This window comes from Rhodanobacter aciditrophus (assembly GCF_042679525.1).
Taxonomy (GTDB): Bacteria; Pseudomonadota; Gammaproteobacteria; order Pseudomonadales; family Marinomonadaceae; genus Marinomonas; species Marinomonas aciditrophus.
Map to the genome: position 1 here is coordinate 261,030 of NZ_JBHTMN010000011.1, position 15,224 is coordinate 276,253.

General features: G+C 44.7%; 14 protein-coding genes. 2 read left to right on the top strand and 12 right to left on the bottom strand.

Translation table 11 applies throughout. The annotated features are described in order from the left end of the window. Nucleotides 1-6 precede the first annotated feature (6 nt). Nucleotides 7-693: a sensor histidine kinase gene (locus ACFQ45_RS10230; RefSeq protein WP_377367307.1), complete on the top strand. Its 687-nt coding sequence runs from the start codon at nucleotides 7-9 to the stop codon at nucleotides 691-693. A gap of 56 nt (nucleotides 694-749) precedes the next feature. Here the strand turns inward: ACFQ45_RS10230 and ACFQ45_RS10235 are convergent, their stop codons facing one another. From ACFQ45_RS10235 to nadC, 12 genes are read right to left on the bottom strand one after another with little or no spacing between them, the layout of a single operon-like run. Then, nucleotides 750-1,409: a sensor histidine kinase gene (locus tag ACFQ45_RS10235; protein WP_377367308.1), complete on the bottom strand. Its 660-nt coding sequence runs from the start codon at nucleotides 1,407-1,409 to the stop codon at nucleotides 750-752. A gap of 6 nt (nucleotides 1,410-1,415) precedes the next feature. Next, complete coding sequence (locus ACFQ45_RS10240) at nucleotides 1,416-2,630, bottom strand: response regulator (RefSeq protein ID WP_377367310.1); 1,215 nt, start codon at nucleotides 2,628-2,630, stop codon at nucleotides 1,416-1,418. Between the two features lie 23 nt (nucleotides 2,631-2,653). Next, a complete protein-coding gene (gene yacG / locus ACFQ45_RS10245) occupies nucleotides 2,654-2,869 on the bottom strand; it encodes a DNA gyrase inhibitor YacG (protein WP_377367312.1) in 216 nt (71 codons plus the stop codon). Beyond that, complete coding sequence (coaE, locus tag ACFQ45_RS10250) at nucleotides 2,869-3,471, bottom strand: dephospho-CoA kinase (RefSeq protein WP_377367314.1); 603 nt, start codon at nucleotides 3,469-3,471, stop codon at nucleotides 2,869-2,871. The genes yacG and coaE overlap by 1 nt, the downstream gene beginning before the upstream one ends. Continuing rightward, on the bottom strand, nucleotides 3,468-4,262 hold the full coding sequence (locus tag ACFQ45_RS10255; protein WP_377367316.1) for a prepilin peptidase: 795 nt from the start codon (nucleotides 4,260-4,262) through the stop codon (nucleotides 3,468-3,470). The genes coaE and ACFQ45_RS10255 overlap by 4 nt, the downstream gene beginning before the upstream one ends. Further along, nucleotides 4,255-5,364 carry a hypothetical protein gene (locus tag ACFQ45_RS10260; protein ID WP_377367318.1) on the bottom strand — a complete coding sequence of 370 codons (1,110 nt, stop codon included), beginning with the start codon at nucleotides 5,362-5,364 and terminating at the stop codon, nucleotides 4,255-4,257. The genes ACFQ45_RS10255 and ACFQ45_RS10260 overlap by 8 nt, the downstream gene beginning before the upstream one ends. Beyond that, nucleotides 5,283-6,212, bottom strand: coding sequence for a GspE/PulE family protein (locus ACFQ45_RS10265; protein WP_377367320.1), 930 nt, complete (start codon nucleotides 6,210-6,212; stop codon nucleotides 5,283-5,285). The genes ACFQ45_RS10260 and ACFQ45_RS10265 overlap by 82 nt, the downstream gene beginning before the upstream one ends. Before the next feature lies 1 nt (nucleotide 6,213). Then, a complete protein-coding gene (locus ACFQ45_RS10270) occupies nucleotides 6,214-6,657 on the bottom strand; it encodes a pilin (protein ID WP_377367322.1) in 444 nt (147 codons plus the stop codon). Nucleotides 6,658-6,716: 59 nt separating this feature from the next. Then, the gene (locus tag ACFQ45_RS10275) at nucleotides 6,717-7,463 is read right to left on the bottom strand and encodes a putative metalloprotease CJM1_0395 family protein (RefSeq protein ID WP_377367324.1); all 747 of its coding nucleotides are present in this window, start codon (nucleotides 7,461-7,463) and stop codon (nucleotides 6,717-6,719) included. 54 nt (nucleotides 7,464-7,517) lie between these two features. After that, the gene (gene pta, locus ACFQ45_RS10280) at nucleotides 7,518-9,614 is read right to left on the bottom strand and encodes a phosphate acetyltransferase (protein ID WP_377367326.1); all 2,097 of its coding nucleotides are present in this window, start codon (nucleotides 9,612-9,614) and stop codon (nucleotides 7,518-7,520) included. A gap of 14 nt (nucleotides 9,615-9,628) precedes the next feature. After that, complete coding sequence (locus ACFQ45_RS10285) at nucleotides 9,629-10,843, bottom strand: acetate/propionate family kinase (protein WP_377367328.1); 1,215 nt, start codon at nucleotides 10,841-10,843, stop codon at nucleotides 9,629-9,631. Next, a complete protein-coding gene (gene nadC, locus ACFQ45_RS10290) occupies nucleotides 10,843-11,697 on the bottom strand; it encodes a carboxylating nicotinate-nucleotide diphosphorylase (protein WP_377367330.1) in 855 nt (284 codons plus the stop codon). Before nadC ends, ACFQ45_RS10285 begins: the two co-directional genes overlap by 1 nt. 776 nt (nucleotides 11,698-12,473) lie before the next feature. Between nadC and aceE the strand changes: the two genes are divergently transcribed. Then, nucleotides 12,474-15,140, top strand: a complete 2,667-nt coding sequence (gene aceE / locus ACFQ45_RS10295) for a pyruvate dehydrogenase (acetyl-transferring), homodimeric type (RefSeq protein ID WP_377367332.1) — start codon at nucleotides 12,474-12,476, stop codon at nucleotides 15,138-15,140. The last annotated feature ends 84 nt before the right edge of the window (nucleotides 15,141-15,224 follow it).

Sequence of the window (15,224 nt, forward strand, 5' to 3'; positions counted from 1 at the left end):
TTTAGCGTGACGAATAATACTAACCAACTGCCTTTTGAAGATGTGATTGGCGCGTCCGTAAACGATATGCGTAACTCCTTGGGCCAAGTCCGATATAAACTAGAATCCATTGCTGGAGGTATCCAAGGAGAGGAAGCCACTGCCGGATTGAAAATTGTGGATTATGAAGTCACTCGTATGCAAAACGTGGTGAACCAGCTTCATGGGCTGTATTTGATGGAGTCTGATAAGTTAATCGTACAAATGCAAGAAACCTACGTTCTTGAGTTAATTGATGACATCTTGGCAGGAATGGAAAGTCTGTTGCAAATTAACGGTGTTGAAATAGAAGTCATTGGTGAAGATCTGTGCTGGTACTTAGATCCATACTTGTTAACCGGCGTTCTGAATATTGCCGTGTTAAATGCTGTACGTTATACCCAAGACAAAATTTGCATTACGGTTGAAGAGGGTGAAGACGGTTTAAGCCTTACCGTTGATGACAATGGGGCTGGGTATCCAGACATAGTTTTGGAGCGCTTTAACAGCATCAAATCAGGGGAGTCGATTGACACCTTTTCAAGTCAAAATATTGGCTGGCTGTACTGTGAAAAGGTAGCGGCACAGCACAAAAATAAGGGCGTTTGTGGGCAAACGGTATTGGATAATCAAAGCGTAATTGGGGGCGGCCGTTTGCGAATTAATCTGCCTTAGGGGAATGTCCGATTGTTAGGCAAATGCCACCTATTTACGAGTAGGCGGCATCTTGGTTACTGAGGTAAAAATACTGCCAGTTCTGCGCCACCAAGGCGTTTAGATCTGCGCTTTTCGATATAGCCTTCTCGGTCTTGAACCTTGTGGGCGATGGCTGATAATTCAGCAAAGTATAAACCTAGGCCGGTGTTTGATTCGAATAAGAGCTCATCCGCTTCAATATCCTTGTCATTGTAACCTGGTCCATCATCTTCGATTGAAAGTACTAAGTACTCGTTCTCAACGACGGCATTGATTTCAATGTTAGTTTTAGCGTACCGAAGTGCATTATAAACTGCGGTGCTCACGACTGCTGTCATGAGCCGCTCATCAAATACGGCCGTAAGGTCTGCATCCACATTAAAAGTCAGTTTTAAGTTTTTTGCGGTGGCAGATGGGGCTAGCGCGAAAACTTGATCGTCTAAAAATTCTTCTAGGGAAAAACAGTCGTAGTGAACCATGTAGCCATCAGAGGCTAAACGATAAAGATAGAGGTATTCCACCCATTCATCGTTTAATTGCTTCATGCCTTCTTCTACTTTTCTAAGGGACTGTCGTCCTTCTTCTGAAAGCTGCTGTTTCTTGAGCGTTTCAAGCTGATACAGAAGGGTGCCAATATGATTTTTACTTTCGTGTATGGCACTCGCGAGAATGGTGCTGATATCCATCTTTTCCATAGTCTGTCACTTCGCACTCTTTAATTTAGTAATACGATCAGATGCTGCTTTGCTTGGCTTATCCGCATTACCTGTTTCGATGTCATGATGCCAAACCTCTTCGATTTGTTCAGCGGTTTTGAGATCCCCCAAAGCACTGTGTAACTCCATTTCAGTAAGGTAGGCTTCTGCTCTCACGCTAGGTGAATCGAAGAAAGCTTGTTCTACCTTTTTGAGGGAGGTTTGAAAGCTATCAAGTTGGCGGGACGATAAGGGCGCTTCCTTAGCCAAAGCAACCACAGAACTCATGTGATTTAGGTAGACATCAGCCTTATTAAAGCAGGAGTGTTTTGCAAGAAATACCGCTCGCCTAAAGGACATTTCAGCCATGATGTTGTCTTGTATATCTAAACTTAATTTGCCTAGTTCAACTTGTCGCAGTAGGTTTTTAGGAGAGCGTCCCACTGCGTCAATCAAGACTGCTTGAGCTTCTTGAGGGTTCCCTTGTTTGATCAAGGTTTTAGCCAACCAATCATAGGCTGCCACAAAGAATTTATTGTCCAAAGTCAGCTGTCGGAATTTACTTTCGGCTTTATCTAATTTTCCTAGAAAAAAGTGACATTTTGCTTCACCAAAGACCGCCCAAGGCATATTGGATGCTTTTCTCACCGTACGAAAAACATCTAATGCTTCCTGATATTGCTGTTTGCTTAGTAGCGCATCACCGATAATGCGCTGACAGCGGCTCTCTAAAATAGGGTTGTCGGACATGACCTGCTTAGCTTCACTGATAGCGTCGTCGAAATCATTGGCGTCAAGGGCTTTATTAACGGCAATAAGTTTGGCTTTATTTTCCATTAGCCTTAGTAATCTGCGCTGGAGCATAGCTTGAGAGAACGGTTTTGTGATGTAGCCGTCTGGCGCATATTCAATGGCACCCATCACCATTTCGATGGACGTTTCAGCCGTTACCATAAGGTAAGTCGATGTGTTGGGGATGAGGTGAGAAATACGTACTTCTTCAAGCAGTTGTTGCCCATCTTTGCCATTCCCTAGGTTGTAGTCAGATAAGATTACGTCGTATTTGTGGGTGCGTAGCATGTCGATGGCACTTTCGGCCTTCATCGCGATATCAATAGATTTGAACCCGAAATCATTAAGCATTTTCTTTTGCATGATGCGGGCTTCAGCCATATCTTCGATCAGTAATGCAGTTTTCTCTGAAAAGTTTGGCTTATTCATCTTATGATGGATCTCTTAATACACTACAAAAAAGATTTGTTTGGATTGGCGACCAAGTCCTCAGAAAAGATCTCGTCTTCTTCAGAGTTTTGCTGGGGAATGCTGTAGCTTTCGCTAGCCCATTCTCCAAGGTCAATTAACTTACAGCGCTCACTGCAAAAAGGGCGATTTTTGTTGTCTTGTGACCAAGGGCTTTTTTGGCCACAGGTAGGGCAAGCCACCATCGTATTATTCTGCATTATTTTATATCTAATTTATCAAGTAATTTTTTGTGTAACTCAGTGACTTTACCACTCAAATCCTCGGCTGTGCCAGTATTTTTCAAGATAAAGTTTGCTCGCTCTATGCGGTCTTCATCAGGTAGTTGCGCTTGAATGATACGACGTATTTGCGCTTCATTGTTGCCGTCTCTTTTCATGGCTCGCTCAACCTGCTGAGCAACAGTCACGCTAATGGCGATGGTTAGGTCGCAAAGATGTTCTTGATGCTTTTCAAATAGAAGTGGGTGCACTAATAAACCATACTTGCTGGTCATGGCGTTAAGGTGGTCTTCGATTCTCACTCTAATTGCAGGATGGGTGATGCTTTCTAGTAAGGCTCGACTCTCGGGGTTTTGAAAGACTTCTTCTCTTAATTTAGCTCGGTTTAGCTGCCCATCTGGCAGAATTATCTGCTCACCAAATGCATCTATTATAGCGTCTAGGCATGGCTCTCCAGGTAAAACCACTTCCCGAGCAACGTCATCAGCGTCAATAGACTGAATGCCAAGTTGGTTAAATAGTTTGGCAATTGTACTCTTCCCAGAACCTATCCCGCCCGTCAGGCCAACGATTTTAGTCATGAATATGCCTTATAGTAGAAGATGAGAAGGGCGCTAATGATTAAAAATGGTCCAAATGGGATCCGCTCACTCATCTGTTTTTTTGTCAGTATATGAAAGCCCATACCTGTAATGGAGGCCATTAGTAATATAGGTGATAAAGCTGTTGGACCCAGCCAAAATACTAGGGCCGCAAGGAGTTTGGCATCCCCTAAGCCGATGGCTTCTACCTTTCGTACTTTTAAAAACAGCCAACGTAAGCTCACAATCAGAAAATAGGCAAATAAAGCAAAAAGTAGATTAATACTGGGATCTTGTCCTTGGGAATACATCAGTATAAACGCGCTCATACTTACCCATACGCTGCATTGGTCAGGTATCCATTGGTGTTCCGCATCAATTATTAATGCCAGTAAGAGGCTACTAATCAGTAGCAACAGAAGGCCTAACTCGGTTAAATCATTGGTAAGGAAATAAAGGGGTAACAGAATTACTAGGCTAAATGCTTCAATGATTGGGTAGCGAATGGGGATGCTATTTTTACAGTGTCGACATTTCCCAGAGTTAAGAGCATAACTTAACAGCGGCATGAGGTCTCTAGGGGTGAGCGTTGAGCCGCAGTTTGGGCAAATAGATCGTCCTTTAAAGAAGCTTTCGGGAGCGGGATCATTAAAGTCTAGCGCCAGAAAATCGTGTGCTTCCTTTCGCCAGTTGTGTTCTAAGGTACGTGGTAGTCTCCATGAGAGAGAGGACATTGCGCTACCCATACAAAGGCATACTAAAACATAAAATATGAAGGTTGCTTCAGACAAGTTGATTCAATTCCATAATGGGTAAATAGAGCTCTAACAGGGTGTAAGTCACGAACAGCGCAGCAATAACTATACCCAATAATGGGATTATTTTGCAGAGTAGATTGATGTGATATTGGTTGGATCTAGCCCAGTCCTCACGGGCTTGTATGAGAGGTGATAGCAGGTCTGAAGTGTCATCAATGCTGCTGAGCTTGTAATGCTTTGCCTTGGGGAACCATTGCTGTGGTAACGCTTCACTGACTTTAGATCCGCTGTCTAACAAAAGCACTGATTGATACAAAGCTAAAATGTCATGTTGATGGCTATGTAAGCACATGCCTTTTAAGATGCGGTGGAGCGGCACGCCTGTTTTCGTCATTTCGACAATGATTGATAGAGTGTTTTCATAGCGAAACCCTTTTATATTTTGTGTTAGCCAAAGGGCTATGTGACCGCTTTTTACTAGGTAAAAAACCACAAGTTGAATAGCAGAGACACACAACCAAAGGCAAAGGGTAAAAAACAGATCTCTATTGTTAAATAGGGCGTTAATACAGGCCATAACTAGGGCGGATTGTATAATTAAAAAGGGATAGTTTAGGTTTTTAGTTAGATGCTGAGATAATTCCTGCTCTCTATTGAGCATGTTCACTACGGCTTTAATGACTGCTATTTTAGGTTCTTCACCGCTTGATTGCTTAAGTGTCGCAAGCATTGGTTTAAGATGACTGGGTAAGAATGCCCACATTGCATCTCCAATTGAGTCACCTTGACTCAATCTCTGGGCGATCATACAGAATCTAAAATCCTTGCTCTTTTGTTCAAGGGCAGAAAGTAATGCCTGCTGAAGCCCAGATTGGTTGTTCCAGTAATGTAGGGTGTTTTCTAATAAGCTGCCCAGTTGAATGGAATTAAATGATCGGCTTCGGATGTTTTTGATATGTCTTGTGCTTTTGCCTATGCGGACGGCATGGCGAATCGCTGGTTCCTTGCTATCAAACAAAAGGGCGTTATCGTCTCCTTTGATGGTATATAACTTCATGATTCGCTTCCTACCTGCTGCCAAAGATCCGTTTCTTGGATAAGAGCCTGATAGGTTGACGGTAAATTTACCCCCCATTTCGGGCGCAATATGGAGAATTTGGGTTTGCAGCCTTGCTCTTCATACCTCATTGACTGATGAATGATTAACGAAAGGGAGCTAACTAATGAAAAGAAATCTAGGTTCCAATGACGGCATCGATGAATGACATTTAAAGGGCTATTTGCATGAATGGTGGCCAAGACCAAGTGTCCTGTTAAGGCTGCTGATATGGCCAGGTCTGCTGTTTTGGCGTCGCGTATTTCGCCCACCATGATCACGTCGGGGTCTTGACGCATAAATGATTTCAACAGGGCTAAGGTGTCAATTTCTAATGAATCGTTGGGCTCGAATTGATAAATGTTGGGGAGAGGTAATTCGATGGGATCTTCTATGGTGTAAATGGTGCGCGATCCATCGTCGATACGCTCAAGACATGAATATAAGGTAGTTGTTTTTCCTGACCCTGTGGCACCGCACACTAAAATAAGACCGCTTTTTTGTGATATTGCGTGTTCCAATGCATTGTTCTGGGCGATGCTAAGGCCCAGTTTTACGAGGGATAATTGTTTTAAAGGGGAGAGCACTCGTAGGGCAACTTTCTCACCTAGGTCTGAATTAACAATGCTTACCCGAATAAAATATGTGTCGCCATGAAGTACAAAGCTAAATTGCCCCTCCTGGATTCTTCGGGATTCTGCCACATTTAAATCAGCGTTTATCTTGATCTTGTTGATGAGCGTGAGTCCATTTGAAAAGGACTCTCTCTTAGTTAGTTGGCCATAAATTCGATAGCGCATCTGGGTTGTCTGGTCAGAAAGTAGTAATAGGTGTATGTCTGAGGCATTTCTCTGAATTGCATCAGCAAGGAGGGCATCAAGATTCATATCATACCTCCGACGACTGGCAATTATCTGGTGCCACATTGGTGGCCAGTGTCGTCTGGCATTGCCAGACACCTTGAGTATTTCTTGAATAGGTGAGTGTTGCTCCTTCATCAATCCCGATCGCATCTTTTAAGTTAAAGATGATTAAACCTTGTTCTTTGTCTATTCGAGTGACACTTGTGGAAAGGACTTTGCCTTCAGGAACTTGTGAGTCCAGTAGTGACTCAAGAGCTTCGGCAGTAGGAAAATCGGCGTTAGCCATAATGTACTCATCTGCCGTGCCTGTCACGGTACTGGCATAGAGAACCACATCAACAAGATTTGCTTTAGCAATATGTCGTTTAAAAGAGGGGGCAGTAAAAGACGCAAGTATGGAAATGATCGCAATGACGACCATTAATTCAATTAGGGTAAACCCCTTTTTTGAGCTGGGTATTTGAATCATAACTTCACTCCTTGAAGTTGTTCGGGTTAGTGTTCACGTCCTGTGAGCACTTTGATCAATTATGCGTATAGGTTAATTTGCTGTTGTACAAGCTGCTCCCTATTAGAAGTTAAAACAGAAGAGCTAGATTGGTTGGATGCAGACAGGCTTTCATTCGTATCACTAGCGCTGCTCACTTGTGATGCTAATTCAGAAGTAGCTTCTGCAATGGCCGCTTGTGCCTCACGGGCAACAGCTCTATCGGCGGAAGAGGGCTCAGCGGGTGCAAGGGCCGCACGATAAACTTGTTTCATCTTTTCAATGGTGGCTTGTGGGTCCCCTGAAATAGGGCTTACGTCAATTTGAACTTCGCCATCTGTAATGTAGCGTTTACCATCAGGCCCTTGTTCATAGGAATAAGAAGGGCTGCCGGCATATTGTCCGCCAGCCGCAGCATGGGCTTGCTCATGGGTACGCACTTCTTCATCTCGAGATTCTAGCTCATCCACTTCTTCTTGTTCTTCTTCTGTCAATGCGATGCTTGAGGTGTCGTTATCGGACACAGTGCCACTTTGTTCTTCTCTGTCTGATGAGTCTTGATCAACGTCAGAAGGAGGTTGTTCTGTAGTTTGCTCTTCGTTAAGCAGGTTTTTGGCTTCTTCGGAAATATTGACAGTAAAGTCTGAAGTAGAACGTGCTGTGGTAGGGGATTCTTGAGTGTCTGCGGTGCTGACAGAGGACAGGCTGCCTAAGGAGCTTTGCTCCTGAGCATACTTTTGCGCTTCAATAGAATGAACAACACTGCCTGACATGATAAAATCAACCAAACCACTAAACCCTTATAAATTTAATGGTTTGGTTGTTTTTTGTCCAGCTAAGGTTTATTTCGTTAGCTGTCCGGCTTGAATGGCAGTAATGGCGATGGTGTAAACAATGTCATCCACGAGGGCACCTCGGGATAGGTCATTTACGGGTTTGCGGATACCCTGCAGCATAGGACCAATACTGACAACTTCTGCACTACGTTGAACCGCTTTATAGGTTGTGTTGCCTGTATTTAGATCAGGGAAAACAAACACAGTCGCTTTGCCTGCTACCTTGCTGTTTGGTGCCTTCTGCTTAGCCACCTTTTCCATTATGGCCGCATCATATTGCAGTGGCCCGTCAATCAGTAGGTCTGGACGACGCTGTTGAGCGATTTCCGTAGCCTGCCTAACTTTATCTACATCATTACCTGAGCCTGAACCGCCAGTGCTGTAACTGATCATTGCCACCCGTGGGGTAATGCCGAAAGCTTCAGCAGACATGGCACTCTCAATGGCGATTTCAGCTAATTGTTCAGCAGTAGGGTCAGGGTTGATGGCACAGTCTCCATATACCAACACTTGATCCGGTAGACACATAAAGAAAACCGATGATACTAAGCTGGACTCTGGAGAGGTCTTAATCAACTGTAGTGCCGGGCGTATGGTGTTTGCCGTAGTATGAATGGCGCCTGAAACTAAGCCATCCACATGATCTTGCTGCAACATCATGGTACCGAGTACGACATTGTCTTCCAATTGTTCATTGGCAATGATATTGGTAACGCCACGATGTTTACGTAGCTCTACCATTGGTGCTATGTATTGATCGCGAATGGTACTTGGGTCGAGTATTTCAACGCCAAAGCCAAGCTCTACGCCATTATTTTGTGCGATACGCTGGATCTCTTCTGGGTTTCCTAAAAGAGTACAACGTGCAATGCCTCGTTCAGCACAAATAGAGGCGGCTTGTATGGTTCGAATATCTTCACCTTCAGGGAGGATGATACGCTTATTTAGAGCACGTGCTTGCTCGATTAGACGGTAACGGAACGCTGGGGGGGACAACTTGCGTTCTTCGTTGTTTAAAGCAAAAGAATTGATCCAATCGTGATCAATACAGCGTGCAATGTGTTCTTTAACCGTTAAGATTCGCTCTTTGTCATCCAGCGGAATCTCTTGGTTAAAGGATTGCATTTTTATAGCGGTTTCCCAGCTATTGCTGTCAACGGATAAGATCGGTAATCCCTTCGCCATGGCTTTACCACATAAGGTCATCAAGGCCTCACTTGGTTGGTAGCCACCGGTCAAAACCAGTGCCGCAATCTTAGTATCATTCAAGGCTGCAATGGCCGTAGCCATGATGACGTCCGTACGGTCACCAGGTGTAAACACCAATACGCCAGGTCGAAGTGCTTCAAGTACATTCTCAACACCACGGGCACAGAGTGTATAGGAGTGGATGCGACGAGTGTCCATTTCTCCTGCATTGACGACGCGTGCTTCAAGGAAGTCCGCTACATCTTTGACACGTGGATAAGTCAACTCTTCAGAGGTCGGAATCTGTCCTAACAGGCTGAAGTTGCGCTTGAAGATAGGGCGTTGAGCGAATGAATCGCCGTAGGACTTCATGCCTAAAGAGCCTGGCTGTGTTTTGTTTAGGATACAGCCGATGACATCATTTGCTTTTAAGCCGCCATAAGAGCCAGCAGCGATTTCCACATGATGTTCAAGTTCTGTGACACGCATTTTATTGGGAGCAGTGACCAAAACCAAACCAGCATCCAGTGTTCGTGCAATGGCTTTGTTTAAGCGTGTTGCATAAGGGTGCCCCGGAATCTGTGCTAAACCTTCAACGATTACCGTGGAGTCAGGCTCAATGCTCGCTTGAAAGCGGCCTACGACTTCTTCCATCAATTCATCAATATTATCGTTGTATAGGTAACGTTCTGCTTCATGCAGTGGGATAGGCTCCGCTGGACGCAGGGTGGAACCTTGGGCGACCATCGCTGTTGAGCGATCAGGGCCATCATCACCAGGGTGTGGTTGAGCGATCGGCTTAAAGAAACTGGCCTTTAAGCCTTGCTGTTCTAACGCACGAACCAAACCAACGGAGACGGATGTAAGTCCGACGCCTGGGCCTGTAGGTACTGTCATTAAAACATTAGTAGACATGGGGTGTTATATCCTTAGGCACTGTGTGTTGTTGCAGTGTCTTGGTTAATTAAATGCAAGGTGTCTTGCGCGATCAAAAGTTCTTCGTTAGTTGGAATGATCCAAACTTTAACCGGTGCGTCAGCTAGTGAGATGCATGAGATCTCACCGCGTGGAGCGGTTTGGTTAGTGTTTCTATCAATTTTAATGCCAAGTGTTTGTAATCTTTGACAAATTGCCTCACGAATAAGAGGAGAGTTCTCGCCAATGCCGCCAGTGAAAACCAAGTGCTCTAGTGAGCTAAGATTGGTGGAAACGGATGCAAGATGTTTTGCCGCACGGGAGCTGAACATGTCCAGTGCTAACTGAGCGCGGTCATCGCCTTGTGCTTGTGCGGTTTCAAGGGTGCGGCAGTCATTGGAAATCTCAGAAATACCTTTTAACCCACTTTCTTTGTTGAGCACATTTAATGCATCTTCCATAGTGATGCCTTCAGCGTCTGCGATAAAAGACAATAGACTAGGGTCGAGGCTGCCACTGCGAGTGCCCATCATCAAACCTTCTAGCGGGGTAATGCCCATACTGGTGTCTACGGACTGACCGTTACAGGTTGCACACACACTTGCACCATTACCTAAATGTGCGATTAAAGCGTTTTCTGCTCCGTAGGCGGGATCAAGTTCAGACAGTTTTTGAGAAATGTAACGGTAACTTGTGCCGTGGAAGCCATATTTTCTAAAATGATGCTCACGGTATAGGCGCATTGGAATAGGGTAGAGGTATTGGTCTGCGCTCAAGGTTTGGTGAAATGCAGTATCAAATACTGCTACTTGAGGAAGGTCTCCAAACAGTGCTTGGGTCTCCTTGATGCCTTTTACATGTGCAGGGTTATGGAGCGGTGCAAACACAGAGCAATCCTCAATACCTTTTAACACTTCATCGTTAATGGTTACGGATTGGCTAAACGTTTCCCCTCCATGAACAACGCGATGTCCAACGCCAGCGAGGGATATGTCGGCTTCGGGATGCTCATTGATCCATTTTTTGATCGCTGCTACTGCGGCCCTATGGTCATTGTCATAAAGCCTTTGCTCTTGTTTGGTGCCATTGTGCTTAAAAGTAATCGAGCTATGCTCAGAGCCGAGGCGATCTGCAATGCCTTCAAGAATAGGAGGGTTTTCAGTGCCATCTAAGACAGCAAATTTTAGAGATGAGCTGCCGCAATTAATTACCAGTACTTGATCTGTCATCAGTGGTTTTCCTTAATCACTCGAAGTGATAGATCGATCGCAATCACATGTTTAGTTAATGCCCCCACAGAAATATAGTCCACTCCTGTCGCCGCAACATCTTTAATGTGCTCGTCTGTCATATTGCCTGACGCTTCAAACTTAACTTTGTCACCGTACTGGTTTACTGCCGTAGACATATCTTCGAGTGAGAAGTTGTCTAGCATGATAATAGTGGCACCGGCATTTGCCGCTTGAGCGACTTCATCAAGGTTTTCAGTTTCAACTTCAATGGGTTTGCCTGGGGCAATGATTTTTGCTTGCTCTACGGCAGCAGAAATTGATCCAGCAGCCATGATGTGGTTTTCTTTGATTAGAAACGCATCATATAAGCCAATGCGGTGGTTTGCCGCACCACCCACTGTGACCGCGTATTTTTGAGCAAGGCGGAAGCTAGGTATCGTTTTTCGGGTGTCTAAAATGGTTAAAGCTTGGTTATTCACTAAGTCAGCGTATTTTTTCGATACGGTAGCCGTATAAGAAAGCATTTGAAGATAGTTTAGAGCAGTGCGTTCACCTGTGAGTATGCTGCGAGCATTCCCTTTTAAAGTAAGAAAAGGGGAGTTGGCCTCTAGCAGTTCACCTTCATTAGCTAACCAGCTCACTTCGACACTTGGATCAAGTTGTTTAAACACTTCGTTAACCCAAGCTTGGCCGCATAAAACCGCTGGTTCACGGCTGATAACAGTGGCAGTAAGTGTGTTGGATTCAGGGATTAGCTGGGCTGTGATATCGCCTGAGCCAATATCTTCTTGCAGTGAAAGGGTTACATGAGTGGTAATGTTTTCTAAGAGCTGGCTATCAAGCGTTGCCATAAATGTGCCTGTTTTGTCGATCAAGTTGTATTTATGCTGGAATTGTACCGAGTTAAATGTGTTTAGTCAGTTTAGAAATCGCTTTCGAAACATTTGTAAAGCCAGTTTATTGATAATTGTTAATTATGACGTGTATTGATGTTGTGAATAAAGGCTCAATTAACTAGCCTTATGGTTCCTTTAGGGAATCCAATTTAATAATTTTGCACAAAAAACAACCACTTTGGAGAGGTTTTGATAGGTTTTAGGGCACGTAGAGTGATTACGTGGCTATGCGTTTATTAGTTTAGATGGTAATCTTAGCCGCGAATTTCGTACCAACTCACGGGAATATAGGTCACTAAGGCGTGTAAAATAAGACACCCTTCGAGCAAAGGAGCGCGTGAAATCTCAGCAATCATCAGCTTTGCAGGGATTTAAAAGTGACAACAGTTATGCAAACTTTGACTGGTTGCACTGCAAAACAGTGTGCGTAGAGTTAGGGTGGGCAAAAGATTTGTTATTCAAATCTCTTAAACGGAAATAGGCTTATCCAAGATGATGGGTGGTCGGTGAAGATGGCGAAGAGTATCTAATTAAAATAACAAGCTCCTCTGTGATCAAGCCTACATACAATAAATTGCCAATGATTCGGCAAGCGTTATTTATGTGGGTATCGGCTGGTTACATACACGTATGCAATCGACAGTCTATTTAAACTGATCTACAAGTGACTACATAACCAAATGTACTTGTAGGTTTGAAGTTCTGTTCTTATAGCGGGGGTTATAAACACTATGACGGAGCAGCATATCCTCGAAGATATCGATCCAATTGAAACAAAAGAATGGGTTGATTCTCTCGATTCTGTCCTTCGAGAAGAGGGTCCTGAACGTGCACAGTACATTCTGGATCGCTTAAATAAAGAAGCTTTGAAATCCGGCACTCCAATGCCTGCTTCTATCACTACGCCTTACCGTAATACGATTGCGCCACAAAACGAAAAGCCACTTCCAGGTGATTTGTTTATGGAACGTCGTATTCGCTCAATCATTCGTTGGAATGCTTTGGCGATGGTAATGAAGGCGAACCGCCAAGATTCAACTCTAGGTGGCCACATTACTAGTTTCTCTTCTGCAGCAACGCTTTACGACATCGCGTTCAACCACTTCTTCCGTGGTGCTAGTGAAACACAAGAAGCCGACATGGTGTTTTTCCAAGGTCATATCGCACCAGGTATTTACGCACGTTCGTTTATCGAAGGTCGTTTGACTGAAGAACAAATGGATAACTTCCGCCGAGAAGTAGACGGTAAAGGCCTATCTTCTTACCCACACCCTTGGTTGATGCCTGATTACTGGCAGTTCCCAACCGTATCTATGGGGCTTGGTCCTCTTCAAGCTATTTACCAAGCTCACGTTATGAAGTACCAAGACAGCCGTGGCCTAGTTAAGCAAGGCGACCGTAAGGTTTGGGCGTTCCTAGGTGACGGTGAATGTGATGAGCCAGAATCTTTAGGTGCCATCGCACTGGCTGGCCGCGAGAAGCTTGATAACCTTATTTTTGTTATCAACTGTAACCTACAGCGTCTTGATGGTCCTGTACGCGGTAACAGCAAAATTGTTCAAGAACTTGAAGGTGTATTCCGTGGCGCTGGCTGGAACATCGTTAAGTGTCTATGGGGTCGTCATTGGGATCCATTGTTTGAAAAAGACGATAAAGGTCTGCTTCAACAACGTATGGACGAAGTTTGTGATGGTGAGTTGCAAAACTACAAAGCAAATGGCGGCGCTTACACTCGTGAACATTTCTTTGGCAAATACCCAGAGTTGCTAGAAATGGTTAAGGATATGTCTGATGATGACATCATGAACCTTAACCGTGGTGGTCACGACCCATACAAAGTCTATGCAGCCTATGCCGCAGCGACTGCTCACAAAGGTCAACCAACTGTTATTCTTGCGCAAACCGTTAAAGGTTACGGTATGTTCAAGGCTGCAGAAGCACAAAACACGGCCCACCAAACTAAGAAGCTTGATGAAGAGTCTTTGGCGCAATTCCGTGACAAGTTTGGAATCCCAATCAGTGATGAAGATCTGAAAGACCTTCCTTACTACCGTCCTGCGGAAGACAGCCCAGAAATGAAGTACTTGCGTTCACGTCGTGAAGCACTTCATGGTGATTTCCCAGTACGCCGCAAGGATTGTGAAGCACTAGATGTGCCTTCTTTGGAAGACTTCAAAGCACAACTCAAAGGCACTGCAGGTCGTGAAATTTCATCGACTATGGCTTTCGTTCGCTGCTTAAACAATATGGTTAAGCACAAAGGCATTGGTCCTCGTGTTGTTCCAATCTTAGCCGACGAAGCACGTACTTTCGGTATGGAAGGTATGTTCCGTCAGCTTGGCATTTACTCTTCTGAAGGTCAGCGTTACACGCCACATGACCACCAGCAAGTAATGTTCTACAAGGAATCTGAGAAGGGTCAAATCCTACAGGAAGGTATTAACGAAGCAGGTGCTATGTCTGCTTGGTTGGCGCTGGCGACTTCGTACAGCAACAACAACTACCCAATGATTCCTGTTTACATCTACTACTCAATGTTTGGTTTCCAACGTATTGGTGACTTGGCTTGGGCTGCAGGTGACTCGCAAGCACGTGGTTTCCTACTGGGTGCCACAGCAGGTCGTACTACCCTAAACGGTGAAGGTCTACAGCACGAAGATGGTCACTCGCACATTCTAGCGGGTACTATCCCTAACTGTGTCTCTTACGATCCAACATACTCTTATGAGGTGGCGGTCATCGTACAAGACGGTCTACGTCGTATGTACCAAGAGCGTGAGAGTGTTTTCTACTACCTAACGGTAATGAACGAAAACTACGAACACCCAGATATGCCTGAAGGTGCTGAAGAAGGCATCCTGAAAGGTATGTACAAGTTCAAGTCTGTTGAGAAAAAAGGCAACAAGCAAACTGTTCAGCTTCTTGGCGCTGGTGTTATTTTGCGTGAAGTCGATGCTGCCGCTGAGATTCTAAGCGAAGAGTTCGGTGTGAACGCGGACGTTTGGAGTGTTACCTCTTTCAACGAATTGCGTCGTGAAGGTCTGGATGCAACCCGTTGGAATATGCTTCACCCAACTGAAGAACAGCGTCAATCTTACGTAGAGCAGTGCTTAGGGGACAAGGGTCCTGTTATTGCTTCAACAGATCACATTAAACTTTATGCAGATCAGATTCGCCCATTCATCAACACTACCTACAATGTACTAGGTACTGATGGCTTTGGTCGAAGCGATACCCGCGCCAAACTGCGTCACTTCTTTGAAGTGAACCGTTACTGGGTGGTTGTTTCTGCGCTGAGCGCTCTAGCGAAAGATGGTAAGGTAAAACCTGAAGTTGTCGCTGAAGCCATTAGCAAATTTGGCCTAGATCCTAATAAGCCAAACCCAGTTACCTGCTAATAAGCGGAATAATCGGGACTGGATCGGCTGTGAGCCGATCCAGTTTGTAAAAGTTTGATGCGTCTTTACGACAAAGGAGATTTC